The sequence below is a fragment of the Nitratireductor sp. GZWM139 genome, assembly GCF_030068685.1.
Classification (GTDB): domain Bacteria; phylum Pseudomonadota; class Alphaproteobacteria; order Rhizobiales; family Rhizobiaceae; genus Nitratireductor; species Nitratireductor aquimarinus.
The window spans coordinates 243240-265710 of sequence record NZ_JAMQML010000006.1 but is presented as its reverse complement, the minus strand read 5'-3'; the positions used below and the strand labels follow the sequence as shown (position 1 = coordinate 265710).

Here is a 22471-nt window from a genome sequence, read left to right as displayed (position 1 = left end):
ATTATTTTTTGCGCGGTTTGGCGCGATGTGTCGCGGCTGCGTTCGCCGGATCTTCCGGCCAGACATGCTTGGGGTAGCGCCCGCGCATGTCGGCGCGCACATCCGCCCACGATCCGGCCCAAAAGCCCGGCAGGTCCTGCGTGGTCTGGATTGGCCGGTGCGCCGGCGACAGAAGCTCCAGCTTGAGCGGAATGCCATCGGCCACCGTCGGGTGTTCGGTCAGGCCGAAAAGCTCCTGCACGCGGATCGCCAGAACCGGCCCCTCCGCCTCATAGCGAATGGGCACATGGCTGCCCGAAGGCGCGTCATAATGGCTGGGCGCCATCCTGCCGATGCGCCTTTGAAACTCGTGCGGCACCAATGCAGTCAGCCCTTCGCGCAGGATGTGCGGCGCCAGTCTGGAAAGCGACGCCTCGCCGGTGAGAAAGGGCAGAAGCCAGTCATCCAGCCGGTCGAGAAGCACCTCGTCGGACATGTCCGGCCATGGATCGCCCTTCGCCGCATGAAGCCAGGCAAGCTTGCCCCGGAGCGCCTTCGTCTCCCTGTCCCATGGCAGGAGCGACAGCCCGTTTGCCCGCACGGCGTCGATCACCGCGCGGTCGGCGGCAGCGCCCGATGGCGGCGGCAAAACCTGCTCGGCCAGCACCAGCGCGCCCAGCCGGCGCACCCGTCGTTGCCTGAGCGTGCCCGCGCTCCGGTCAAAGCGTGTCTCGGTAACCTCCTCGATCAGATGTCCGAGTGCCGCCACGATTTCTTCTTCGTCAATCGCCGCTGCCGAGGCGATGCGCGCATTCTGCGCCCGCCCCTGCAGATCGGCGACGACCAGAAAGGCGCTTCCGGCAAGCCGCTCCTCCGGTGCAAGCACGCCGCCACGACCATTCGCCATGACGAAATGCCCATGTGCGCCCCGCGCCTTTGCAACGCGGTCGGGCCAGGCGTTGATGAGCAGAGCGCCCGCATGCGGCGCATCGCCGGCGCGTTCGCCACCGGCAGACCTGGCAAGCCGCGCGGCCAGTCGGCGCGCCTGCTCCGCCCGCGCACCCCGCTCCCTGCGGAAGCGCTGCAACCGGTCGTCCAGATCGGCAGACCGGCCACCCAGCCCGCGCTCCGACAGGAGAACGGCGAGTTCGGCTGCGGCCAGCGCGTGACCATCTTCCGCCGCGCGCGCCACCATATGCGCCAGCCGCACCGGAAGGGCGAGCCTGCGCATCGCTTCGCCCGCCGCCGTCAGCCGCCCCGCCTCGTCCAGCGCGTCAAGCCGCTGCAAGAGGCTGCGCGCCTCGGCAACCGCCGCAGCCGGCGGCGCGTCGAGAAAGGAAAGAGAAGCCGGATCGCTCACGCCGAAAGCAGCGCAGTCGAGCAGCAGGCCCGACAGATCCGCCTCCAGAATTTCCGGCGACGTGAAGGCGGGCAGCGCCGCCGTCTGTTCCGCCCGCCAGAGCCGAAGCGCAATGCCCGGCGCGGTGCGCCCCGCGCGACCCGCCCGCTGATCGGCGGAAGCGCGCGAAACGCGCACCGTTTCAAGCCGCGTCAGACCCGTTGAGGGCTCGAATTTCGGCAGCCGCGACAGGCCGCTGTCGATCACCACGCGCACGCCGTCAATGGTGACCGAGGTTTCCGCAATGGCCGTCGCCAGAACCACCTTGCGCCGCCCCGCATCCGCCGGGCGGATGGCCGCATCCTGCGCCCGCCCGTCAAGACCGCCATAAAGCGGCGTGATGTCCACATCGGCGGGCAGCCGTTCGGCAAGACGCTCCGCCGTTCGCTCGATCTCGCGCTGACCGGGCAGGAAGGCAAGCACGCTGCCCTCCTCCTCCGCCAGAACCGTGCGCACCGCCCGCGCCATCGTTTCCTCGATGGCCTCGCCGGCGGGCCGTTCCGCATGGCGCAGTTCGACGGGAAAGCTGCGCCCCTCGCTCTCGATCACCGGCGCATCGCCAAGAAGCGCCGCCACCCGCGCGCCGTCAAGCGTGGCCGACATCACCAGAAGCCGCAGGTCCGGCCGCAATGCGGCCTGCGCATCGAGCGCCAGCGCCAGCGCAAAATCGCCATCGAGCGAGCGTTCGTGAAACTCGTCAAAGAGCACCGCCGCGATGCCGGAAAGTTCCGGATCATCGACGATCATGCGCGCGAGAACGCCTTCCGTCACCACGAGAATGCGGGTTCTGGCGGAGACCTTTCGCTCCATGCGCATGGCGTAGCCGACGGTCTCGCCCGGCTCCTCGCCAAGGATCGCCGCCATGCGCCGGGCCGCAGCCCGCGCGGCGAGCCGGCGCGGCTCCAGAAGCACGATGCGCCCGCGCGACGCCCATTCGGCGTCCAGAAGCGCGAGCGGCGCAAGCGTCGTCTTGCCCGCTCCCGGCGGTGCGACCAGCACCGCCTTGCCCTGCGTCTCCAGCGCCGCGCTCAGCGCCGGCAGCACTTCCGTTACCGGAAGATCGGGGAGTTTCAGTCTCTCCATCACGCGCCAATCCGCACGATGTCGCCGCCGGCGGCCTCCGCGTCGGCCTCGTCATGCGTCACCAGAAGCACCGGCAGCCCGCTATCGCACGCCTTGGAGAAGACCAGTTCGCGGGTCTGTGCACGCAATTCCGCATCAAGCTTGGAAAAGGGCTCATCCAGAAGCAGGGCGCGCGGCGAAGAGGCCAGCACACGCGCCAGCGCCACCCGCGCCTTCTGCCCGCCCGACAGCGTTGCCGGATCGCGCGTCTCAAGCCCCGCAAGGCCCACGCCCTCAAGCGCCTGTGCGACACGCGCCGCCCGCGCCGCGCGGCCGCGCACCGCCTCCGGCAGCGCGAACATCAGATTGCCGCCCACACTCATATGCGGAAACAGAAGCGGGTCCTGAAAAAGCACGCCCACATGCCGGTCTTCAGGCTTCAGCGCCGTCACCTCGGTTCCATCGACGAAAACCCTGCCACGCGCCGAAAACACCGGATCGAGAAACCCGCCAATATAGGCGAGCAGCGTCGATTTTCCCGCACCCGACGGCCCCATGACCGTCAGCACCCCGCCGGGCGCAACCCGTCTGGTCAGCGAAACGATCTCGCGCCCTTCAAGCGCAATCGTCACCCGGTCGATGAAGAGTCCGGCTTCCGTCAAATCCCGTGTCCGTTCAAACATGCATGTCGCGATACCGGCGGAATATCAGCGCCGGTACGATTGTGGCAACGGCAAAGCCGGCGGCCGGCAGCACCATCTGCATGAAGGCATAGATGCCGATCACGCGGCGATTGCCACCCGAGGCGAGCGCCACCGCCTCTGTGGTTATCGTCGTCAGCCGCCCCGCGCCGATCAGCACCGTGGGCAGATAGAGCCCCACCGACACCGAAAAGCCGATGGCCGCAACGGCAAGAAGCGGCCGCGCCAGCATCGGCAGGCGAATCTGAAAGAACCGCCGCACCGGCCCCTTGCCCAGCCCCGCCGCAATCTGGTCGTAGCGCCGGTCAAAGGCCCGCCAGGGGTCTTTCAGGGCGAGCCAGGCATAGGGCAGCACAAAGACGAGATGCGCGAACACGAGCGCCGCCAGCGTCGCCTCCACACCGGTCAGGATGAAGAGAAGCTGGAGCCCGAACAGGAACGCCACCTGTGGCACCAGAAGCGGCAGATAGAGAAGCGCCAGCGCGCCCCGCCCCGGCGGACGCCCCATCTCATCCTCCCGCACGAAACACAATATGGCGATCACCGCCGCAACGAATGTGGAGATGAACGCAACGAACAGAGTGGTTGCCAGCGGCTCCACCAGATTGGGCAGAACCCGCATCCAGTTGCGCAGATCGAAGCGCGCCGGCAGCAGGTCGGGATATTGCCACAGGCCCGCCACCGACCACAGGCCGAGCGCCACAAGCCCGGCAAAGATTGCGCCGGCAGACACAAGCATCGCGGCCAGCGCGCCCCAGCGCAGAACACTGTCGCGCCGAAAGCGCCGCCCGGCGCAGGAAAACCGGTCGCGCAGCCGCGCGCCGAGCTTCTCGAAGCCGATCCAGATCAGGATTGCGGCGGCCGTGACGCCCAGTTGAAGCACCGCCCCCGCCGACGCCAGAAAGCGCATGGAGAGGTCGGGATCGTTCATCCAGTCGACCAGCCGCACCGCGAGCGGCGCGGGCGTGGTCGGGCCCAGAATGGTGGCCACATCCACCACCGATGTGGCAAAGGCGATGACCGCGAAAACGGGCAGACGGATCTGCGGATAGATCGACGGCCAGAGGCCGAACACGAAACCGGAGATGCGCCCATATCCCATTGATGCAATGAGCGCCCGCATGCGCGCCGGCTTCACCTGCGGCAGTGCGGCCAGCGTGACGAGAAGCAGGAACGGGATTTCCTTCACGATCAGGCCCGCCATCATCGACAGGCCGAACGGATCATGCACGATCAGGAGGTCGGGCGGGCGCTCCCAGCCGGTCAACCCCGGTGAGATCAGCCGCGCGATCATGCCCGACGGCGCAATGAGAAAGGCGAGCGCGAAGGCGCTGGCCGCATGTGGCACGGAAAGCAGCGGCGAAATCAGATGCTGGATGCGTGCAAAGAGCCGCGTGCCGCCCCAGGCGGCGGTGAAAAGCATCACCACCGCAAGCGAGATCGCCGCCGTCGCAAGCCCGCTGACGAGGCTCATCAGCGCCGACATGAAAATGGCCGGCTCGGAAAACAGCATGGCGAAGGGCGCAAGCCCGAACTCCATGCCACCCAGCGCCGGCAGATAGCCGAAGGCCGGCAACAAAGTGCCGGCCAGCCCGAACGCGACCGGAACGGTCAGAAGCCCGATGGCGAGAAAGGGACCGAGGCGCGTCAGCATCAGGCTGGTCCCATGCCTTGGCTAATTTCCAACCCCATAGCGCCGTTTCCACTCGGTTTCGATGCGCTCCATCCAGCTCGGATGCGGCTCGTCCAGCGCCGGGCCGAGTTCGTCGGGCCGCAGCGTTGCGACGCCGAGATCGATGGCGTCGAAGCGGGCGCGGTCATTCACATCCAGCCTGTCGAGCGCGAGCACCGTCGGATCGCCCCAGATGGCTGGATCCTGCTTGCGCGCCTGTGCCTCGGGCGACATCAGGAAATTGGCAGCCACCAGCGCCCCCGCCTTCGCCGAAGCATTGTAGGGGATGGTCAGGAAGTGGGTGTTGGCCAGCGTGCCGCCGGGAAAGGTGAAGGAACGCACCGTGTCCGGCAGCTCGCCATTGGCAATGGCGTTCGAGGCTTCAGCCGGATTGAAGGCGAAGATGATGTCGAGTTCGGAATCGGCCAGAAGCTGCTTCATCGCCGGGTAATTCTGCGGATAGGCACGGCCGGAGCGCCACATGGCCGGGTTCAGCGCATCGAGATAGTCGAAAAGCGGCTTCGTCACCTGATCGAACGCATCTTCATCGACCGGTTTTTGCAGCAATGCCGGGTCTTCGACCGTTTCGGCCAGAACCTGCTTCAGGAAGGAAGAGCCTATGAAATCCGGCGGCTGCGGATAGGAGAAGCGGCCGGGGTTTTCCTGCGCCCATTTCAACAGCCCGTCGGCATCCTGCGGCAGGTCTTCCACATGGATGCGCGCGGTGTCGTAGAAGAAGACAAGTTTCGCCATGCCCCACGGGCTTTCCAGCCCTTCCACCGGCACGGTGAAGTCGGTGCGGATGGTCGGCTTGTTCTCGACATCCACAAAGGCCCAGTTGGGAAGCTTTTCCGCCCAGCCCGGCGAGAGGATCAGCCCCTGTTGCTTTATGGCGGCAAAGTTCTCGCCATTGATCCAGATGAGATCGACCGTTCCGCCCGTATCGCGACCGGCGGCCTTTTCCGCCACCACGGTGGCGACCGCGCTGGCCGTATCCTCAAGCTTCACATGTCTGAGCGTGACGCCGTAGCGCTCTTTCAGTTCGTCACCCGCCCACTCGATGTAATCGTTGATGTTCTGCGAACCGCCCCAGGCGTTGAAATAGACCGTTTCGCCACGCGCATCCTTCAGAACCGCATCCCAGTTCGAGGGATCGGGCTGCGTCGTATCGGCGGCGGCTGGAACCGCGCCAATGGCCAGAAGTGCAGTCGAGAATAGCAGTGCGCGCAAGCGAAACCCCTTTGTTGCCCTTGTTTGAAACCCGTTGGGATAGAGCACGTCAGGGCGGATCAAATCAACGCAAACCACCTCGCGCTGCGGTCACTTCGCGGTGAGTTGTGGGTGATGTGCGCTCTCAGCCGGTCTCGTCCGCGCCGGGTATGTGCAACTCGATACGGTCGGCGGCAAAGCGGGTCTCGGAATACTGCACGGGCTGTCCCTGCGCATCCACATTGATGGCAATGGTCACCAGAACGATCGCGCCGGGCGAAAGCTGCAGGTCTTTCAGATCGCCCGCTTCTGCGTGCCGGGCTGTTACAGTGGTGCTGTGGCGCAGATAATCGGCAAGGCCCAGTTCCCGGAACGAGGCCGTGATCGAGCGCGTTCGCGAAAAAATTTCCGCCATGCCCGCAAACCGCTCTGCGTCGAACCAGCCACGGGCGCGGGAAACGGGCCGTCCATCGGCATGCGAAAGCGTCTCCAGCCGGATCACCGGCGCGCCGGGCGAAAGACACAACGCCTTTGCAACATCAAGGCTCGCGGGCTCCACCGCATGATCGAGCAGATCGGCGGCGAGCCCGCGCGACTGCCCCGCCAGCCCTTCCGAAAAACGCGTACGGCTGCGGATGGGATAGGCCAGCCGCCTGCGTCCCTCGACAAAGGTGCCGCGCCCCTGCTCTGCGCGTAAAACGCCTTCCTGCACAAGCGCCGCAATCGCCGTGCGCACCGTGTGCCGGTTGACGCCAAAGCGCTCCGCAAGCGCCACTTCCGGCGGCATGCGCCCTCCCTGCCCCAGAAGACCTTCACTGATCTCGCGCCGCATGCGGTCGGCGATCTGCCGCCAGAGCGCAACGCCGCTGCGCCGCTCGATCACCGCTTCCTTTTTCTTCGCCTGCGCCAAAATCCCGTTCTCCCCGGCTGCGCTGTCATCAACGCGTCATGGACACCCGTTAGGCAAAACCCATAATATGTTTGGTTGTCTAGAACAATAGACAAATTGGCGAACGAGGAAGGAGACATCATGGTCTCACGACAGGAAAGACAGGCGGTCACCGAGCGGCGGCGCGAAGCGATGGCGGTGCTGGCCATGGCGAGCGGCGCCGATCTCATGCACCTCTGGAACGAAGCCGGGCTGCCCGACGAGGCCGAAACGCTGCGCGGACCTGAAACCGGCCTTGTGACCGTTCGCGGCCGCATGGGCGGCGGCGGCGCGCCGTTCAACTTCGGCGAAGCCACCGTCACGCGCGCCACCGTCAAGCTTCCCGGCGGCGAGGTTGGCCACGCCTATGCGCTTGGCCGCGAGAAAATGAAGGTGCGGGTTGCCGCCCTCATCGACGCGTTGCGCCAGCAACCTGACCTTGAAGCCCGGATCGAGGAGAAGATCCTCGCACCGCTGCGCGCCCGCCGCATCGAGGCTGACGCGACCCGTCGCGCCGAAACGGCGGCCACCAAGGTCGACTTCTTCACCATGGTTCGCGGAGAGGACTGATGACGCTCGATTCCATCGCCATCGAAGGCGGTTTCCAGAACCCGGTCTTCGACGCCCAGACCATTTTTCGCGCCGTCATGCAGGCCATGGCCGAGCCCGGCACGATCCACAGGGGCATTGCGCTCGCCAAGCCGCCCGCACCGCTGACGCCCGAGGCCGCAGCCGTCGCGCTGGCGCTTTGCGATCAGGACACGCCGATCTGGCTTGACCCCGCGCTTGCGGGCGATGAGGCGGTCCGCGCCTGGCTCGCCTTCCACACCGGCGCGCCGCTCGCCAACACGCCGGCCGATGCGCATTTCATCCTGGCGGCTGATCCCGAGCACCTGATCGGGCTGGAGAACTTTGCCCAGGGCTCGCAGGAATATCCCGACCGCTCGGCAACGCTCGTTCTTCAGGTGAACGACCTTTCGGGCGGCGAGGAACTGGTTCTCGACGGCCCCGGCATCGAAAACGAGGCGCGCCTCGCGCCCCGTCCCATGCCGCGTCATTTCACCCGCCAGTGGGCGCAGAACCACGCCCGCTTTCCGCGCGGCATCGACCTGATCCTGGTCAGCCGCGAGGGCCTTGCGGCCCTGCCCCGCTCCACCCGCATCACCAGCCAGGAGGCCTGAGCCATGTATGTAGCCGTCAAGGGCGGCGAAGCCGCCATCCAGAACGCGCACCGGCTTCTGGCCGACCGTCGCCGCGGCGACCGCAACCTGCCCGCCATCACGCTCGAGCAGATCGCCAGCCAGCTTTCGCTTGCCGTCGACCGCGTCATGTCCGAGGGCTCGCTTTACGACACCGGCCTCGCGGCACTTGCCGTCAAGCAGGCGCGCGGCGACATGATCGAGGCGATCTTCCTTCTGCGCGCCTACCGCACCACCCTGCCGCGCTTCGGCTATACGCGCCCCGTCGACACGGCGGCGATGCTGGTCGAGCGGCGCGTCTCCGCCACCTACAAGGATCTGCCCGGCGGGCAGCTTCTCGGCCCCACCTTCGACTACACGCACCGTCTGCTTGACCCGGAACTGGCCGAGGACGCCGAACCGGCAGCGCCCGAGGCCCGCAGCGAAGCCGAAGAAGCCATGCCGCGTGTGTCCGACATTCTCGCCAATGAAGGCCTGATCGAGGAAGACGGCTCCCTGCCGGAAGACCGTGAGCCCGGCGACATCACCCGCGAGCCGCCGGAGTTTCCCATGGAGCGCGACCAGCGCCTTCAGGCCCTGTCGCGTGGCGACGAGGGGTTCCTTCTGGCGCTCGGCTATTCCACCCAGCGCGGCTATGGCCGCAACCACCCCTTCGCCGGCGAGATCCGCATTGGCGAGGTGGATGTGGAGATCGACGTGCCGGAACTCGATTTCCCGCTCACGCTCGGCCGCATCCGCGTCACCGAGTGCCAGATGGTCAACCAGTTCAAGGGCTCGCAGAAAGTGCCGCCGCAGTTCACCCGCGGCTACGGGCTTGTGTTCGGCCAGTCGGAACGCAAGGCCATGGCCATGTCGCTGTGCGACCGGGCGCTGCGCGCCAACGAGCTGGATGAAGACATCACCGCACCGGCGCAGGACGAGGAGTTCGTCATTTCGCACTGTGACAACGTGCAGGCGACCGGCTTCGTCGAGCACCTGAAGCTGCCGCACTATGTCGACTTCCAGGCCGAGCTCGGTCTGGTCCGCCAGATGCGCCGCGAATACGAGGAGCGCCGCGAGGGCGCAGCCGCAGACACCGAGCGCCGGGAGGCCGCCGAATGAACGCCCACACCGACAACATCGCCCAGTACAATTTCGCCTATCTGGACGAGCAGACGAAGCGCATGATCCGCCGCGCGATCCTCAAGGCCATCGCCATTCCCGGCTATCAGGTGCCCTTCGCCAGCCGCGAAATGCCAATGCCCTATGGCTGGGGCACCGGCGGCGTGCAGGTCACCGCATCGGTGATCGGAACCGACGATGTGCTCAAGGTCATCGACCAGGGCGCGGACGACACCACCAATGCCGTCTCCATCCGCGCCTTCTTCCAGAAGGTCGCCAATGTGGACGTCACCACCCACACCGCCGACGCCACCATCATCCAGACGCGTCACCGCATTCCCGAAGAACCGCTGAAAGCCGGTCAGGTGCTCGTCTATCAGGTGCCGATCCCCGAGCCGCTGCGCTTCCTCGAGCCACGCGAGACCGAGACGCGCAAGATGCATGCGCTTGAGGAATACGGCCTCATGCATGTGAAGCTCTACGAGGACATCGCCCAGCACGGCCACATCGCCACCACCTTCGCCTATCCGGTCAAGGTCGAGGGGCGTTACGTGATGGACCCCTCGCCGACGCCGAAATTCGACAATCCGAAAATGCACATGTCGAAGGCGCTCCAGCTTTTCGGCGCAGGCCGCGAAAAGCGCATCTACGCCGTTCCGCCGTACACGCGGGTCGAAAGCCTCGACTTCGAGGATCACCCCTTCGAAGTGCAGACCTTCGATGAGCCCTGCGCGCTGTGCGGCGGCACGGATGTCTATCTCGATGAAGTGGTTCTCGATGATCGCGGCGGGCGCATGTTCGTCTGCTCTGACACCGACAATTGCGAGGCGCGCCGCGCCGAAGGCCATCGCGGACATCTGTCCGGCGAAGAGGCTGCAACGTGAGAAACGACAGCGCATCGATGACAGCGCCCGGATCGCGGCCCTCCTCCTTCTCCCCGTCGGCGGGGAGGAGGCGTCGGCAGGCGGATGAGGGGCTGCGCAAACTTTTGAAAATTCGCGGAGAAATCCAATGACTGACGAACCGCTGCTTCGCGTTCGCTCCATCTCGAAATTTTACGGCAACCGTATCGGCTGCAACGACATCTCCTTCGACCTGTGGCCGGGCGAGGTTCTGGCTGTGGTGGGCGAGTCCGGCTCGGGCAAGACCACCCTCCTGAACTGCCTCTCCACCCGCCTCCTGCCGACCTCCGGCACCGTGTCCTACCGCATGCGCGACGGGGCCTTCCACGACCTCTACCGCATGAGTGAGGCCGAACGCCGCTTCCTGATGCGCACCGACTGGGGCTTCGTGCACCAGAACCCCTCCGACGGTCTGCGCATGACGGTTTCCGCCGGCGCGAATGTCGGCGAGCGGCTGATGGCCGTGGGCCAGCGCCACTATGGCGACATCCGCGCCACCGCCACCGACTGGCTCGGCCGCGTGGAGATCTCCAGCGACCGCATCGACGACCAGCCGCGCGCCTTTTCCGGCGGCATGCGCCAGCGCCTGCAGATCGCCCGCAACCTCGTCACCGGCCCGCGCCTCGTCTTCATGGATGAGCCGACCGGCGGTCTCGACGTGTCGGTGCAGGCCCGCCTGCTCGATCTCCTGCGCGGCCTCGTTCACGAGCTTGGCCTGTCCGCCATCGTCGTTACCCACGACCTCGCGGTCGCCCGCCTTCTCTCCCACCGCATGATCGTCATGAAGGACGGTCACGTGGTCGAAAGCGGCCTCACCGACCGGGTGCTCGACGATCCGCAGGCGCCCTACACCCAGCTTCTCGTTTCCTCCATCCTGCAGGTGTGATCATGGCAACGCCCCTCGTCATCTCCGAAGTCTGCAAGAGCTTCACCATGCATCTCCAGGGCGGCATCCGCCTGCCCGTGGTGTCCGATGTCTCCTTCTCGCTCTCCGCTGGCGAATGCGCCGTGCTTGGCGGCCCCTCGGGCGCCGGCAAGAGCTCCATCCTCAAGATGATCTATGGCAGCTACGCCATCGACACCGGTCAGGTGATCGTCAGCCATGACGGCAATCTGGTGAACCTCGCCACCGCCGATCCGCGCACCGTCATCGCCATCCGCCGCGACACGATTGGCTATGTCAGCCAGTTCCTGCGCGCCGTGCCGCGCGTTTCCGCGCGTGACGTAGTGGCCGAACCGCTCATCGCGCGCGGCGAAGTTCTGGAAACCGCCCGCGGCAGGGCCGAGATGCTGCTCGAACGCCTCAACCTGCCCGAGCGCCTGTGGGATCTGCCGCCCGCCACCTTCTCCGGCGGCGAGCAGCAGCGCGTGAACATCGCCCGCGGCTTCATCACCGACCACCCCGTTCTGCTGCTCGATGAACCGACCGCTTCGCTCGACAAGGCAAACCGCGAAATCGTGGTTTCCATGATCGACGAGAAGAAGAAGGCGGGCGTCGCCCTTCTCGGCATCTTCCACGATCAGGATGTGCGCGAGATCGTCGCCGACCGCATCATCGACGTCACCGACTTCGCACCAGGCAGGAAAGCGGCATGAAACAGCTATCGGAAAAGCCGGCCATTCACCCCACCGCAAAGGTCGTCGAGTCCACACTCGGCCGCTACACCGAAATCGGCGAGCGCTCCCGCGTGCAGGAAACGGCGTTCGGCGACTACTCCTACATGACGCAGGACTGCAGCGTCTGGTGCGCGCAGATCGGCAAGTTCTCCAACATCGCCGCCGCCGTGCGCATCAACGCCACGAACCACCCCACATGGCGGCCGACTCTGCACCATTTCACCTACCGCTCCGGCGATTACTGGCCGGATGCCGAGCATGACGCCCAGTTCTTCGAATGGCGGCGGGAGAACATGGTGCGGATCGGTCACGACACATGGCTTGGCCATGGCTGCACGATCCTGCCCGGCGTCACCGTCGGCGATGGCGCGGTGATCGGCGCAGGCGCGGTCGTGTCGAAGGATGTCGCGCCCTACACGATTGTCGGCGGCGTTCCCGCCCGCCCGATCCGCGAGCGTTTCGACCGCAAAACCGCCGAGCGCTATCAGGCGCTTGCCTGGTGGGACTGGGACCATGACCGGCTGCGCGCCGCACTGGACGACTTCCGCTCGCTGAACGCGGAGGAATTCCTGGAAAAGCACGGCGGCTAAAGCAATTCCAGGAAAAGCGGGAACCGGTTTCCGTCCGGAATTGCGTAAAAGAAGATCCGATTTATTGATGGAGCATCGGAGAAACCGGAAGCCGGTTATCGCTTTCCGGTCCGATGCTCTCATCGCCGCGCCAACGGGTCGCAGCTTTCCCTGAATATGATTGTCATGTTTTTATTGACAGGAACGCCCGTCCGCGTGTTCTATGCGCCTGCATCTGCGCGATGCGTCCATGGTGTTGGGGCCTTCAACCCTTTCGATCGCAGGACGTCTGTCGTCGCCCGCAAGCCCTGTCTGCCGCAAAACCTGCCGGCAGTCTTTCGCTGATACGGGCGCGTTTTCCGACACACTCCGGCACGAAGGTTCAACCCTTGCCTGTGGGCTTGACCTTGCAAAGCCACGGAGCGTTTGACGTCGCCATGCTCGTCTGTCAGTGCAACCTGATCACCCAGAAAGAGGTCGAGGACACCATCGTTTCGATGCTGGACGAAGACCCCTGGCAGCTCATCGTGCCGGCCAAGGTTTATCACACGCTTTCCAAACGAGGTCGCTGTTGCGGCTGCTTCCCAAATGTGGTGGAAACGATCATCCGTGTAACGGAAGAATACCACCACCGTCACGCCGAAAGCGAAGGCGCTGAAGTCGTGACATATCTTGACCAGGTTCGCGCCCTGCGCGAGCGCTACGGGAGCAGGTTTAATGAAAGGCGACAAAAAGGTTATCGAGCGGCTTAACGAAGCCCTCACCCATGAACTCGGGGCGGTCAACCAGTACTGGCTGCACTATCGCCTTCTGGAAGACTGGGGCTTCACCAAACTGGCGAAGAAGGAACGCGAGGAATCCATCGAGGAAATGCACCACGCCGACAAGCTGGTCGAGCGCATCATCTTCCTTGAAGGTCATCCCAACCTGCAGGTCGTTGGACCGCTGCGCATCGGCCAGAACCTCAAAGAGGTTCTCGAAGCCGATCTGGCTGGCGAGCACGATGCCCGCAAGCTGTACAAAGAGGCCCGCGACGACTGTAACGCCGCCGGCGACTACGTATCCATGAAACTGTTTGAAGAGCTTCTGGCCGATGAGGAAGGCCATATCGACTTCCTCGAAACCCAGCTTGAGCTTCTTGAGACCATCGGCGAGGCCAAATACGGCCAGCTGAACGCCGGCTCTGCCGACGAAGCCGAGTAATCTGGCTTAGGAATGGCCGGTCGAGCACCCGCTCCCGGCCATTCCACTCCTGTGATCAATGCGCTCTTGGCCGCTGTTTTGCACCCGGAACGAGCGCCGCATCGCCCAGCTTGCGCGCCGCCCCGGTTCGCTCCGCCACCACGATCAGCCCTTCTATGGGCTCACCGCGATCCATCCGGATCGCCGCCTTCTCCAAAAGGACCGGCTCGAACCCCGCTTCCGCCAGCGCTGCACGCAGATGCGGCTCGGAATGGGCATAACGGCGCGAGGCGCGCAGCACCATTGCCTCCGGCCCCGCGTGATGTTCGACCGAGAAGACGAAGAGCGCTCCCGGCGCAAGCGACGCGCCCGCCGTCGCAAAAAGCCGCTCCAGCGCGCCCAGATACATGAACACATCGGCCGCCGTCACCAGATCGGCCTTGCGCGGCAGGGTCGAGAGCGCGGCCAGATCGGCCCGCTCCAGACGGTCGTATATGTGCTTTCCGCCGGCCCGCTTCAGCATCTCGGCGGAGATATCGAGCCCTTCCAGAAAGCTCACGCGGGATCGCAGACGCTCGCCCATGAGGCCGGTGCCGCAGCCAAGATCGACCGCATGGGCAAAGCTGTCGCGGCCAAGGCGCAGAAGCGCCTCTTCCAGCAATTGCGGCACGCGGTAGCCAAGTTTGTCCACCAGCGAAGCGTCGAAGGTTTCAGCATATTGATCGAACAGCGTTTCGACAAAGGCGGAAGGAGCGGCTTCAAGACCGTCCAGCGCGCCATGCAGCTCAAGCTTGAGCGCTGCGCCCAGCCTGTCTTCGCGATCAAGCCGCAGCACCGTGCGCCAGGCGTCCACCGCCGCCGCGATCTCGCCGGCCTCGGCCAGCATTTCGCCATGTCGATAATGCCCTGCGATCCAGTCCGGCGCGAGTTCCAGCGCCTCGCCCATCAGGCCGGCTGCCGCCGCAAACTCCCCGTTTTCCAGCAACATCTCGGCGTACTCCGCCCGGCGATCGGCCAGGAGGTTACCCGAGGTGAAGATGAATGGGTTCATACAGTTTGAATTTTTCCGGGGTGCCCTGGGTCAGGACCCACGCGGGCGGTGGGCGTTTATGCTCCCGGAAATCTCTCCTGACAAGCATATCTTTCACCATCAGAAAAAAATCCTATCTTGTGGTTCCATGAAGCCGCACGATCTGCTCCACCCGCGTCCGGCAGGGCTTTATTGCCCGCCCGGCGATTTCTACATCGATCCCGTTCGCCCGGTGGAGCGGGCGCTCATCACGCATGGCCATGCCGACCACGCCCGCGCGGGCCATCGCCATGTGCTGGCGACAGGGCAGACACTCGACATCATGGAGCTGCGCTACGGCGCGGATTTTGCCGAAAGCCGGCAGGCCCTTGCCTATGGCGAGAAGCTTTCCATCGATGGTGTCACCGTCTCGTTTCACCCCGCAGGCCATGTGCTCGGCTCGGCGCAGATCGCGGTCGAGGCCAACGGGCTGCGCATCGTCGCCTCCGGCGACTACAAGCGCCATCCAGACGCCACCTGCGCACCATTCGAGCCGGTGCGCTGCGATGTCTTCATCACCGAAGCGACCTTCGGGCTCCCCGTCTTCGTCCATCCCGATCCGCTGAACGAGATCCGCAGGCTGACCGCCTCGCTTGCCCAGTTCCCGGAGCGCGCCCACATCGTCGGCGCCTATTCGCTCGGCAAGGCGCAGCGCGTCATCGGCCTCCTGCGCGCCGCTGGCCATGATGCGCCGATCCTCATTCACGGCGCACTGGCCAAGCTCTGCAACTACTATCAGGGTCAGGGCATCAAGCTCGGCGAACTCGCCCCGGCCACCGACGACAAAGGCATTGTCGATCGCGGCGCGGGCCAGATCATCGTCGCCCCGCCCTCGGTTTTCGGCGAGCGCTGGACGCGCCGTTTCGCCGACCCGCTCAATGTCTTCGCCTCCGGCTGGATGCGCATTCGTCAGCGCGCCAGACAGCGCGGCGTCGAGCTTCCGCTGATCCTGTCCGACCATGCCGACTGGAACGAACTCACCGCCACCATCCGCGAAACGGAGGCGGACGAAGTGTGGGTGACCCATGGGCGCGAAGAAGCCATCGTGCGCTGGTGCGAGCTGAACGGCATCGCCGCGCGCCCGCTCAACCTTGTCGGCTATGAAGACGAGGCCGAGTGATGCAGCGTTTCGCCGATCTCCTCGACCGTCTCGTCCTCACCCCCTCGCGCAATGGCAAGCTGCGGCTTCTGGCGAATTATTTCCGCACCGTGCCCGATCCCGACCGGGGCTATGCGCTCACCGCACTCACGGGCGGTCTGGATTTTCCGGCGGTCAAACCCGCCATGCTGCGCACCCTGATTTCCGAGCGCATGGACGAGGTGCTTTTCGCCTGTTCCTACGATTATGTGGGCGATCTCGCCGAAACCATTTCGCTGGTCTGGCCCGCCGCCCCCGACAGCGAGACCCCGCCGCCGGCGCTCGCCGAAATCGTCGAAACCCTCGCAAGGCTTGGCCGTGCCGAAGCGCCAACAGTCATTGCAAGCCTGCTCGACCGGCTCGACCCTTCCGCCCGTTTCGCGCTCATCAAACTGGCGACCGGGGGCTTGCGGATCGGCGTTTCGGCGCGTCTTGCCAAACAGGCGCTTGCCGCCTTTGGCGACAGGGATGTGGGTGAGATCGAAGAGCTCTGGCACGGGCTCGAACCGCCCTATGAAACGCTTTTCGCCTGGCTTGAGGGCAAGGCCGAAAAGCCGGTCAGCGCAGCAAAAGCGCTGTTCCGACCGGTCATGCTCGCCCACCCGGTCGGCGAGGGCGATCTCGGAAAACTCGATCCGGGCGACTATGCCGCCGAATGGAAGTGGGACGGCATCCGCGTGCAGGCGACGTGCGAAGACGGTGTGAAACGCCTTTATTCGCGCACCGGCGACGATATTTCCGGCGCATTTCCCGATCTTTTGGCGGAATTCGATGCCGAAATGACGCTGGATGGAGAACTTCTGGTCGGAAATCCGGGCCTTAAAACCGGCACGTTTTCAGATCTGCAACAGCGCCTGAACCGCAAGACGGTCTCGAAGAAGATGCTCGCCGAATACCCCGTTTTTCTGCGCTGCTACGATCTTCTCCAGATCGGCGATGATGATCTGCGCGCCCTGCCCTTTGCCGAGCGGCGCGCCATTCTGCAAAGCGAACTGCCGGCGCTTTCAGAACACCGGTTCGACCTTTCGCCCATGGTCGGCTTTTCAGGCTGGGAGGAGCTTGAGGAAAAGCGCCGCAATCCGCCGCATCCCGTGATCGAAGGGGTGATGCTGAAACGGCGCGATTCCGCCTATGTGCCGGGTCGTCCAAAGGGGCCGTGGTTCAAATGGAAGCGCGATCCGTTCACCGTCGATGCGGTCCTGATGTACGCCCAGCGCGGCCACGGAAAACGGTCGAGCTATTATTCGGACTATACATTCGGCGTCTGGAGAGGCCCGGACGACGCACCCGAACTGGTGCCGGTCGGCAAGGCCTATTTCGGCTTTACCGATGAAGAACTGAAGCTGATCGACAAATATGTGCGCGACAACACGGTGGAGCGTTTCGGCCCCGTGCGCTCGGTGCGCGCGGAGCCCGGCCATGGCCTCGTTCTGGAAGTCGCCTTTGAAGGGCTGAACCGCTCGACGCGCCACAAATCGGGCGTCGCCATGCGCTTTCCACGCATCTCGCGCCTGCGCTGGGACAAGCCGGCGGCCGAGGCCGACCGGCTGGAAACCCTTATGGCGCTTTTGGCGGACTAGCGGGCAGTCACTGCGTCGCGACCGCTGCCCGGATCGCGAAGATGTCGAGCGCCTTGCCGCCGCCCGTCACATCGGGAACGATGGTGATTGTGCCGCCGCCATTGGGCCGCTCATCCGGCAGCGTGACCTCGAACAGATAATCCGCCCGTGAGGGGCCGACCACATAGCGGGTGCGTCCGCAGCCGCCGAGCGCGCCGAAATTGCACGACAGCGAAAGCTGCGTTTCCTCGCCATCCTGCGAACGCGCCTCAATGCTGAAGATCGCGCTGCGGCCTGCCAGCGTTTCGAGAATGCCCTGCCCCACATCGAAGGTGACGCCGGCATTGCCCGCCGTGCTGATGCGCAGGAACACACGATCATCATTGCGCATGACATCCACATTGCCGCCATTGGACGCGGCGACCGTCGTCGGGTCGGTCGGATCGAACACGGTGATCCACTCGCCCGCAGCGCGGCTTGTGCCCGATGCGCCCTGCGTGCCCGTGGTCTCGTCGCTGCCCGTCGAGAACTCTTCTTCCTCAAGCGCCAGCGGCGGATTGGGAACGCTGGTGTCGCGTTCGGCGCTGGACATCAGGATGCCACTGGAAAACGTCCACCAGAGCCCCATGGCGACAAAGGCCACCAGGGTCGCCACGAGAAACAGCATGGCGTAGGGGCGGCGCTGCCTTGGCAGGGCCGCGCGAATGCGGCGCTTGGTTTCCGCATCCGACGGCTGGTCGGGTGCGGAAGGCCGGTCTGCGCGGTCGATCTGCGGCGTGAAGTCGCTTTCGGCGCGCCGCACTTGTGCGCGACGCGGCTCGGGCGTCACCTCGGGCGATGGGGCCTGAGGCGAAGGGGCCTGACGCGGCGCGGGCCTCGGCTCCTGCCGCTGTGGCGCTTCGGGTTCCGGCGCGGCCGGGCGACGGGGCGCGGCTGCAGGAACGAATTCCGTTTCGATTTCGGTGATCGTCGCCTTCAGGTTCTCACGCCGGGCGAGTTTCGCCTCGTCCGAGAGATCCTCGCGTGCCTCAAGCGTGCGCTCCAGCGCGGCAAACGCCGAGCGGTAGACCTTCTCACGAAAGGACCGCTTGTCTGCGTCGCCCTTTTCGAACGCCTTTCTTATGGCTTTTTCTATTGCGTCCAAGGCTGGCTGCCCTCTTTGCCTGCTTTGCCCCATGGTTAACCGTTGGTGAGTATGCAATCAACGGTGATAACAAGGTGTGAACAATCCATCCTTCCGGCGCAACGCGCGGAAAACGGTTCACAAACCGCTCAAAACAAGGCCGGAGGAGACTGAAATGCGTGATTTCGCGCTCGAAGTTCATTTTTCCCGCTGGGAGTTCAATGCCCGGCATCACATGACCGCTTCGGACATGGAGAGCATGACGCTCGGCGAACTGACGCAGATGGCAGGGCCGGCGGCGCGCGAACAGCTCGACAGTCTCTGGCTCGGCTACACGGAAACCTGGGGCGCGCCTGATCTGCGCGAGGCCATCGCCGCCACCTATGACGGGCTTTCCGCCAGCAACATTCTCTGCTTCGCCGGGGCGGAGGAAGGCATCTACGCCGCCATGCGGGTGATGCTCACGCCCGACGACCACGCCATCGTCTCGGTGCCCAACTATCAGGCGGCCGAGACCGTGCCGCTCGGCCTGTGCGCCGTTACCGGCGTGCCGCTTCTGGAAGACGAGAACTGGCGGCTCGACCTCGACGCGGTGCGCGCCGCGATCCGCCCCAACACAAAGCTCATTTCCGTCAACCTGCCCAACAACCCGACCGGCGCGCTGATGCCGCAGGACGATTTTGCGGAACTGGTGGAGATCTGCCGCGCGCATGATCTCTATCTTTTCAGCGACGAGGTCTATCGGCTTCTGGAGCGCGACGAGAGCAAGCGCCTGCCGCAGGCCGCCGAGATCTATGAGAAAGGCATCTCGCTCAACGTGATGTCCAAGGCCTACGGCCTGCCGGGCCTGCGCATTGGCTGGATCGCCAGCCCGGACACGGCGCTCCTGCTGAAATTCGAGCGCTACAAGCACTACCTCTCGATCTGCAATTCCGCTCCCAGCGAGCGTCTGGCGGTGATGGCGCTTTCGGTGAGCGACCGCATTCTTGCGCGAAACCGCGCTCTGATTGCCGAAAACCTGGAGAAGATGGACGCGTTCTTCGCCGACCATGCCGACCTGTTCGACTGGACACGGCCCGATGGCGGCTGCGTGGCCTATCCGCGTTACAGGGGCGCCGACGGCGTGGAAGCCTTCTGCCGCGATCTGGTCGAAGAGCAGGGCGTGCTGCTTCTGCCCGCCTCGGTCTATCATTCCGAGCTGATGGATGCGCCGGCCGGACGCTTCCGCATCGGCTTTGGCCGCCGGGGCATCGACGCGGGACTGACCGCGATGCGGGCCTTTCTCGAACGCCGTCACAACGGTGTTGCGGCCGGGTGAGGAGACGCCCGGCGCAAAAAATGCGACAAGGGTCCCCGGGACGCTTCGGGAGCCCGCAAGATCAAGGGTTCCCAACAAGGGGTGAGATGCTGTAGAAGTTTTGACGTTTACGAATACGTCAATAGAGGGGATAGCCAATGGCGCTTCCGGCCGTTTTCGACAAATTGCGTTTGCCCGTGGTCGGCGCGCCTCTGTTCATCATCTCGCATCCGCCGCTGGTGGTGGCGCAGTGCAAGGCCGGCGTGGTGGGCTCGTTTCCCGCGCTCAACGCCCGCCCCAAGGAGCAGCTCGACGAGTGGCTTTCGCAGATCACCGAAGAACTGGCTGCGCATGACGCACAGAACCCGGATCGTCCCTCCGCCCCCTTCGCGGTCAACCAGATCGTTCACCGGTCCAATGACCGGCTGGAGCATGACCTGAGGGTCTGCGTGGACCACAAGGTGCCAATCGTCATCACCTCGCTGGGCGCGGTCGAGGAAGTGAACCAGGCCGTCCACTCCTATGGCGGCATCGTGCTGCACGACATCATTCACGACCGCCATGCGCGCAAGGCCATCGAGAAGGGCGCTGACGGGCTGATCGCGGTTGCAACCGGGGCCGGCGGCCATGCAGGCACGCTCTCGCCCTTCGCGCTGGTGCAGGAAATCCGGCAGTGGTTCGACGGGCCGCTGCTTCTCTCGGGCGCCATCGCCAATGGCGGCGCGGTTCTGGGCGCTCAGGCCATGGGCGCGGACCTCGCCTATATCGGCTCGCCCTTCATCGCCACCCATGAGGCGCGCGCCAGCGACGACTACAAGGAGATGATCGTCTCTTCGCGCGCAGCCGACATCGTCTATTCCAACCTGTTCACCGGCGTGCACGGCAACTATCTGAAGGGGTCCATCGTCAACGCTGGCATGGATCCCGACAACCTGCCGGAAGCCGACCCCTCGAAGATGAATTTCGCCAGCGCCGACGCAAAGGCCTGGCGCGACATCTGGGGCAGCGGACAGGGTGTCGGCGCGGTGAGCGAGATCACCGGCGCTGGCGCGCTGGTGGACCGGCTTGCGGCAGAATATGCCGCCGCAAAAGACCGGCTCTGCACGCCGCGCTGAGACCAGATCGTGATCTTGGAGAGATCACCCCTCGTCGCTCAGACTGTCCTGTAGCGACGAGACGATCTTTTCGAGCAACGCCAGATAGTGCGCGCGCTCCGCATCGGTGAGGGCTTCGAGCGCGAGGCCGTTCACAGAACCAACCGCCTGCCTGACACGCACCGCCTTTTCCATCGCATCCGGGGTCAAACCGATCAGCCGGCTGCGCCGGTCTTCCGGGTCGGCCCGTCTCTCGATCAGACCATCGCGCTCCATGCGCAACAGCGTTGCCGCCATGGTCGGCTGCTCGATGCCGGCGCTTTTCGTGAGCGCCTTCTGCGATAGCCAGGCTCCCTCACCCAGCGCGAAGAACACCGGCAGCATGCCGCTGGTCACGCCGATGTCCCTCAAATTGCGGTCGATGGCGCGCGCGAAAAGCCGCGCTGCCCAGTTCGTCATATAGCCTGCAGATCGTTCACGCCTGAAAGTCATTTATATAGCTTGCTATTCATTTATATTGCATGCTATGTATATTGCATCGACGGTATCCCCGCAAGGAGAAGGACCATGCGCTGGAAAAGCACTGATGACCGCTATGGAGCGGTTGCGATTGCCATTCACTGGACAACGGCCGTGGCCATTGTCGGCATTCTGGCCTCCGGTTTTCAGGCGGCAGACGCGATGGAGGCGGCAGACAGGCTCGTGCTTCTGCGCATCCATGCCACGCTTGGCATCTTCGTTGTGCTTTTGACGCTGATGCGGATCGGCTGGTGGTGGCTGGGCGATGCCAAACCGGCCGATGCCGCCGGCACGCCGCGCTGGCAGGCGCGAGCCGCGCATATCGTGCACGGCCTGCTTTACGTGATCATTCTTGGCATGGGAGCCAGCGGCATCGGCATGCTGGCGCTCTCCGGCGCGGGCGCGACCCTTTTTGCAGGCGCCACGACGCCGCTGCCGGACTTCACCACCTATCTGCCGCGCGCGCCGCATGGTCTGGGAAGCCGGCTTCTGATCGCGCTTCTGGCATTCCACACCGCCGCCGCGCTCTACCACCATTTCGTCATGCGCGACGGGCTTCTTGGGCGCATGGGGCTGGGGCGCTAACGCCCCGCTCACACGCCGCCGGCCAGAACGCACCGGCAATGGCAAAGGCGTTTAACCCGGCAGGCCCTCCAGCCGGCTTACCTCATCCAGCCCGTCATCCCAGTTGGCTCGGCTGGAAAGACAGATATGCGCGTTCGGGCGAATATCGACCGGTGTGTCGAGGCTGCCCGCAGGCACGACGAGAAGTGCGCCATCCATCTGGATGCCTGGAACTGCCGAGCCGCATTCGCTGCAGAAGCTTTTTTCATGCCGGCTTTCGGGCACCCGGTAAGTCTTGATCCGGTCTTCTCCTGACAGCCAGGTGATCTTCGCCACGGTGGAGAAAAGATTGGCCGCATGCGCCGACCCGGTATCCTTACGGCAACGGGAGCAGTGACAAAGAAAGAAGCTCTCGAACGGGCCGGAAATCTGAAATTTGACTGCCCCGCACTGGCAGGAACCCTCGTTCTTCTGGGTCATATACTCTCTCATCTCTTTTTGAAGCGGCCGTGTCTCTATCACAAAGCGCCCGTGCGCGCATCCAGAAGCACCCGACCGCATGAGCGGCCATCGCCCCAGGGCGGCTCC

At 64.8% G+C, this 22471-nt stretch carries 23 protein-coding genes; 14 read left to right on the top strand and 9 right to left on the bottom strand.

What is annotated here, in order from left to right; genetic code table 11:
• Position 1: 1 nt before the first annotated feature.
• From hrpB to phnF, 5 genes are all read right to left on the bottom strand, one after another.
• The gene (gene hrpB, locus NDI72_RS09935) at positions 2-2461 is read right to left on the bottom strand and encodes an ATP-dependent helicase HrpB (RefSeq protein WP_283800369.1); all 2460 of its coding nucleotides are present in this window, start codon (positions 2459-2461) and stop codon (positions 2-4) included.
• Positions 2461-3123: an ATP-binding cassette domain-containing protein gene (locus NDI72_RS09930; RefSeq protein ID WP_283800368.1), complete on the bottom strand. Its 663-nt coding sequence runs from the start codon at positions 3121-3123 to the stop codon at positions 2461-2463. Before NDI72_RS09930 ends, hrpB begins: the two co-directional genes overlap by 1 nt.
• Positions 3116-4795, bottom strand: coding sequence for an ABC transporter permease (locus NDI72_RS09925; protein WP_283800367.1), 1680 nt, complete (start codon positions 4793-4795; stop codon positions 3116-3118). The genes NDI72_RS09930 and NDI72_RS09925 overlap by 8 nt, the downstream gene beginning before the upstream one ends.
• 21 nt (positions 4796-4816) lie before the next feature.
• Positions 4817-6043: an ABC transporter substrate-binding protein gene (locus NDI72_RS09920; protein ID WP_283800366.1), complete on the bottom strand. Its 1227-nt coding sequence runs from the start codon at positions 6041-6043 to the stop codon at positions 4817-4819.
• 124 nt (positions 6044-6167) lie between these two features.
• Positions 6168-6932, bottom strand: coding sequence for a phosphonate metabolism transcriptional regulator PhnF (gene phnF / locus NDI72_RS09915; protein ID WP_206544494.1), 765 nt, complete (start codon positions 6930-6932; stop codon positions 6168-6170).
• A 120-nt stretch (positions 6933-7052) separates the two neighbouring features.
• On the opposite strand from phnF, the gene phnG reads away from it, so the two are divergent.
• The 9 genes from phnG (at position 7053) to bfr (ending at position 13541) form a co-directional block, all read left to right on the top strand.
• A complete protein-coding gene (gene phnG / locus NDI72_RS09910) occupies positions 7053-7520 on the top strand; it encodes a phosphonate C-P lyase system protein PhnG (RefSeq protein ID WP_283800365.1) in 468 nt (155 codons plus the stop codon).
• On the top strand, positions 7520-8131 hold the full coding sequence (gene phnH / locus NDI72_RS09905) for a phosphonate C-P lyase system protein PhnH (RefSeq protein WP_206994336.1): 612 nt from the start codon (positions 7520-7522) through the stop codon (positions 8129-8131). Before phnG ends, phnH begins: the two co-directional genes overlap by 1 nt.
• Positions 8132-8134: 3 nt before the next feature.
• On the top strand, positions 8135-9250 hold the full coding sequence (locus NDI72_RS09900) for a carbon-phosphorus lyase complex subunit (protein WP_113153990.1): 1116 nt from the start codon (positions 8135-8137) through the stop codon (positions 9248-9250).
• Entirely contained in the window at positions 9247-10134 is an 888-nt protein-coding gene (locus NDI72_RS09895; protein ID WP_206994337.1) for an alpha-D-ribose 1-methylphosphonate 5-phosphate C-P-lyase PhnJ, read from the top strand. Before NDI72_RS09900 ends, NDI72_RS09895 begins: the two co-directional genes overlap by 4 nt.
• A gap of 127 nt (positions 10135-10261) precedes the next feature.
• Positions 10262-11038: a phosphonate C-P lyase system protein PhnK gene (gene phnK, locus NDI72_RS09890; protein ID WP_206544491.1), complete on the top strand. Its 777-nt coding sequence runs from the start codon at positions 10262-10264 to the stop codon at positions 11036-11038.
• Positions 11039-11040: 2 nt separating this feature from the next.
• Positions 11041-11748 (top strand): phosphonate C-P lyase system protein PhnL, encoded by a 708-nt coding sequence (phnL, locus tag NDI72_RS09885; RefSeq protein ID WP_283800364.1) that lies wholly within the window; start codon positions 11041-11043, stop codon positions 11746-11748.
• Positions 11745-12359, top strand: coding sequence for a DapH/DapD/GlmU-related protein (locus NDI72_RS09880; protein WP_206544489.1), 615 nt, complete (start codon positions 11745-11747; stop codon positions 12357-12359). The genes phnL and NDI72_RS09880 overlap by 4 nt, the downstream gene beginning before the upstream one ends.
• A gap of 416 nt (positions 12360-12775) precedes the next feature.
• Positions 12776-13090, top strand: coding sequence for a (2Fe-2S)-binding protein (locus NDI72_RS09875; RefSeq protein WP_113153985.1), 315 nt, complete (start codon positions 12776-12778; stop codon positions 13088-13090).
• A complete protein-coding gene (bfr, locus tag NDI72_RS09870) occupies positions 13056-13541 on the top strand; it encodes a bacterioferritin (protein ID WP_113153984.1) in 486 nt (161 codons plus the stop codon). Before NDI72_RS09875 ends, bfr begins: the two co-directional genes overlap by 35 nt.
• Before the next feature lie 55 nt (positions 13542-13596).
• On the opposite strand, the gene NDI72_RS09865 is transcribed toward bfr, so the two are convergent.
• Entirely contained in the window at positions 13597-14571 is a 975-nt protein-coding gene (locus NDI72_RS09865) for a class I SAM-dependent methyltransferase (protein ID WP_283800363.1), read from the bottom strand.
• A 127-nt stretch (positions 14572-14698) separates the two neighbouring features.
• Between NDI72_RS09865 and NDI72_RS09860 the strand changes: the two genes are divergently transcribed.
• Both NDI72_RS09860 and NDI72_RS09855 read left to right on the top strand, forming a co-directional pair.
• Complete coding sequence (locus NDI72_RS09860; protein ID WP_283800362.1) at positions 14699-15709, top strand: ligase-associated DNA damage response exonuclease; 1011 nt, start codon at positions 14699-14701, stop codon at positions 15707-15709.
• On the top strand, positions 15709-17307 hold the full coding sequence (locus tag NDI72_RS09855) for a cisplatin damage response ATP-dependent DNA ligase (protein ID WP_283800361.1): 1599 nt from the start codon (positions 15709-15711) through the stop codon (positions 17305-17307). The genes NDI72_RS09860 and NDI72_RS09855 overlap by 1 nt, the downstream gene beginning before the upstream one ends.
• Positions 17308-17314: 7 nt before the next feature.
• Here NDI72_RS09855 and NDI72_RS09850 read toward each other — a convergent pair whose 3' ends face one another.
• Positions 17315-18430 carry a hypothetical protein gene (locus NDI72_RS09850; protein ID WP_283800360.1) on the bottom strand — a complete coding sequence of 372 codons (1116 nt, stop codon included), beginning with the start codon at positions 18428-18430 and terminating at the stop codon, positions 17315-17317.
• 154 nt (positions 18431-18584) lie between these two features.
• Here NDI72_RS09850 and NDI72_RS09845 point away from each other — a divergent pair, with 154 nt between their 5' ends.
• Positions 18585-19727 carry an aminotransferase class I/II-fold pyridoxal phosphate-dependent enzyme gene (locus tag NDI72_RS09845; protein WP_283800359.1) on the top strand — a complete coding sequence of 381 codons (1143 nt, stop codon included), beginning with the start codon at positions 18585-18587 and terminating at the stop codon, positions 19725-19727.
• A gap of 137 nt (positions 19728-19864) precedes the next feature.
• Positions 19865-20821 (top strand): NAD(P)H-dependent flavin oxidoreductase, encoded by a 957-nt coding sequence (locus tag NDI72_RS09840; RefSeq protein ID WP_113153978.1) that lies wholly within the window; start codon positions 19865-19867, stop codon positions 20819-20821.
• A 24-nt stretch (positions 20822-20845) separates the two neighbouring features.
• Here NDI72_RS09840 and NDI72_RS09835 read toward each other — a convergent pair whose 3' ends face one another.
• Positions 20846-21259: a MarR family winged helix-turn-helix transcriptional regulator gene (locus tag NDI72_RS09835; RefSeq protein WP_246747171.1), complete on the bottom strand. Its 414-nt coding sequence runs from the start codon at positions 21257-21259 to the stop codon at positions 20846-20848.
• A gap of 108 nt (positions 21260-21367) precedes the next feature.
• Between NDI72_RS09835 and NDI72_RS09830 the strand changes: the two genes are divergently transcribed.
• Positions 21368-21904 (top strand): cytochrome b, encoded by a 537-nt coding sequence (locus NDI72_RS09830; RefSeq protein ID WP_283800358.1) that lies wholly within the window; start codon positions 21368-21370, stop codon positions 21902-21904.
• 51 nt (positions 21905-21955) lie between these two features.
• Here the strand turns inward: NDI72_RS09830 and NDI72_RS09825 are convergent, their stop codons facing one another.
• Positions 21956-22363: a GFA family protein gene (locus NDI72_RS09825; protein WP_283800357.1), complete on the bottom strand. Its 408-nt coding sequence runs from the start codon at positions 22361-22363 to the stop codon at positions 21956-21958.
• Positions 22364-22471 lie beyond the last annotated feature (108 nt).

What these genes read in the sequence shown, in the direction of transcription:
- hrpB (WP_283800369.1), bottom strand. Translation starts at nt 2,461, where the DNA reads ATGGAGAGACTGAAACTCCCCGATCTTCCGGTAACGGAAGTGCTGCCG.
- NDI72_RS09930 (WP_283800368.1), bottom strand. Translation starts at nt 3,123, where the DNA reads ATGTTTGAACGGACACGGGATTTGACGGAAGCCGGACTCTTCATCGAC.
- NDI72_RS09925 (WP_283800367.1), bottom strand. Translation starts at nt 4,795, where the DNA reads ATGCTGACGCGCCTCGGTCCCTTTCTCGCCATCGGGCTTCTGACCGTT.
- phnG (WP_283800365.1), top strand. Translation starts at nt 7,053, where the DNA reads ATGGTCTCACGACAGGAAAGACAGGCGGTCACCGAGCGGCGGCGCGAA.
- phnH (WP_206994336.1), top strand. Translation starts at nt 7,520, where the DNA reads ATGACGCTCGATTCCATCGCCATCGAAGGCGGTTTCCAGAACCCGGTC.
- NDI72_RS09900 (WP_113153990.1), top strand. Translation starts at nt 8,135, where the DNA reads ATGTATGTAGCCGTCAAGGGCGGCGAAGCCGCCATCCAGAACGCGCAC.
- NDI72_RS09895 (WP_206994337.1), top strand. Translation starts at nt 9,247, where the DNA reads ATGAACGCCCACACCGACAACATCGCCCAGTACAATTTCGCCTATCTG.
- phnK (WP_206544491.1), top strand. Translation starts at nt 10,262, where the DNA reads ATGACTGACGAACCGCTGCTTCGCGTTCGCTCCATCTCGAAATTTTAC.
- phnL (WP_283800364.1), top strand. Translation starts at nt 11,041, where the DNA reads ATGGCAACGCCCCTCGTCATCTCCGAAGTCTGCAAGAGCTTCACCATG.
- NDI72_RS09880 (WP_206544489.1), top strand. Translation starts at nt 11,745, where the DNA reads ATGAAACAGCTATCGGAAAAGCCGGCCATTCACCCCACCGCAAAGGTC.
- NDI72_RS09875 (WP_113153985.1), top strand. Translation starts at nt 12,776, where the DNA reads ATGCTCGTCTGTCAGTGCAACCTGATCACCCAGAAAGAGGTCGAGGAC.
- bfr (WP_113153984.1), top strand. Translation starts at nt 13,056, where the DNA reads ATGAAAGGCGACAAAAAGGTTATCGAGCGGCTTAACGAAGCCCTCACC.
- NDI72_RS09865 (WP_283800363.1), bottom strand. Translation starts at nt 14,571, where the DNA reads ATGAACCCATTCATCTTCACCTCGGGTAACCTCCTGGCCGATCGCCGG.
- NDI72_RS09860 (WP_283800362.1), top strand. Translation starts at nt 14,699, where the DNA reads ATGAAGCCGCACGATCTGCTCCACCCGCGTCCGGCAGGGCTTTATTGC.
- NDI72_RS09855 (WP_283800361.1), top strand. Translation starts at nt 15,709, where the DNA reads ATGCAGCGTTTCGCCGATCTCCTCGACCGTCTCGTCCTCACCCCCTCG.
- NDI72_RS09845 (WP_283800359.1), top strand. Translation starts at nt 18,585, where the DNA reads ATGCGTGATTTCGCGCTCGAAGTTCATTTTTCCCGCTGGGAGTTCAAT.
- NDI72_RS09840 (WP_113153978.1), top strand. Translation starts at nt 19,865, where the DNA reads ATGGCGCTTCCGGCCGTTTTCGACAAATTGCGTTTGCCCGTGGTCGGC.
- NDI72_RS09835 (WP_246747171.1), bottom strand. Translation starts at nt 21,259, where the DNA reads ATGACGAACTGGGCAGCGCGGCTTTTCGCGCGCGCCATCGACCGCAAT.
- NDI72_RS09830 (WP_283800358.1), top strand. Translation starts at nt 21,368, where the DNA reads ATGCGCTGGAAAAGCACTGATGACCGCTATGGAGCGGTTGCGATTGCC.
- NDI72_RS09825 (WP_283800357.1), bottom strand. Translation starts at nt 22,363, where the DNA reads ATGACCCAGAAGAACGAGGGTTCCTGCCAGTGCGGGGCAGTCAAATTT.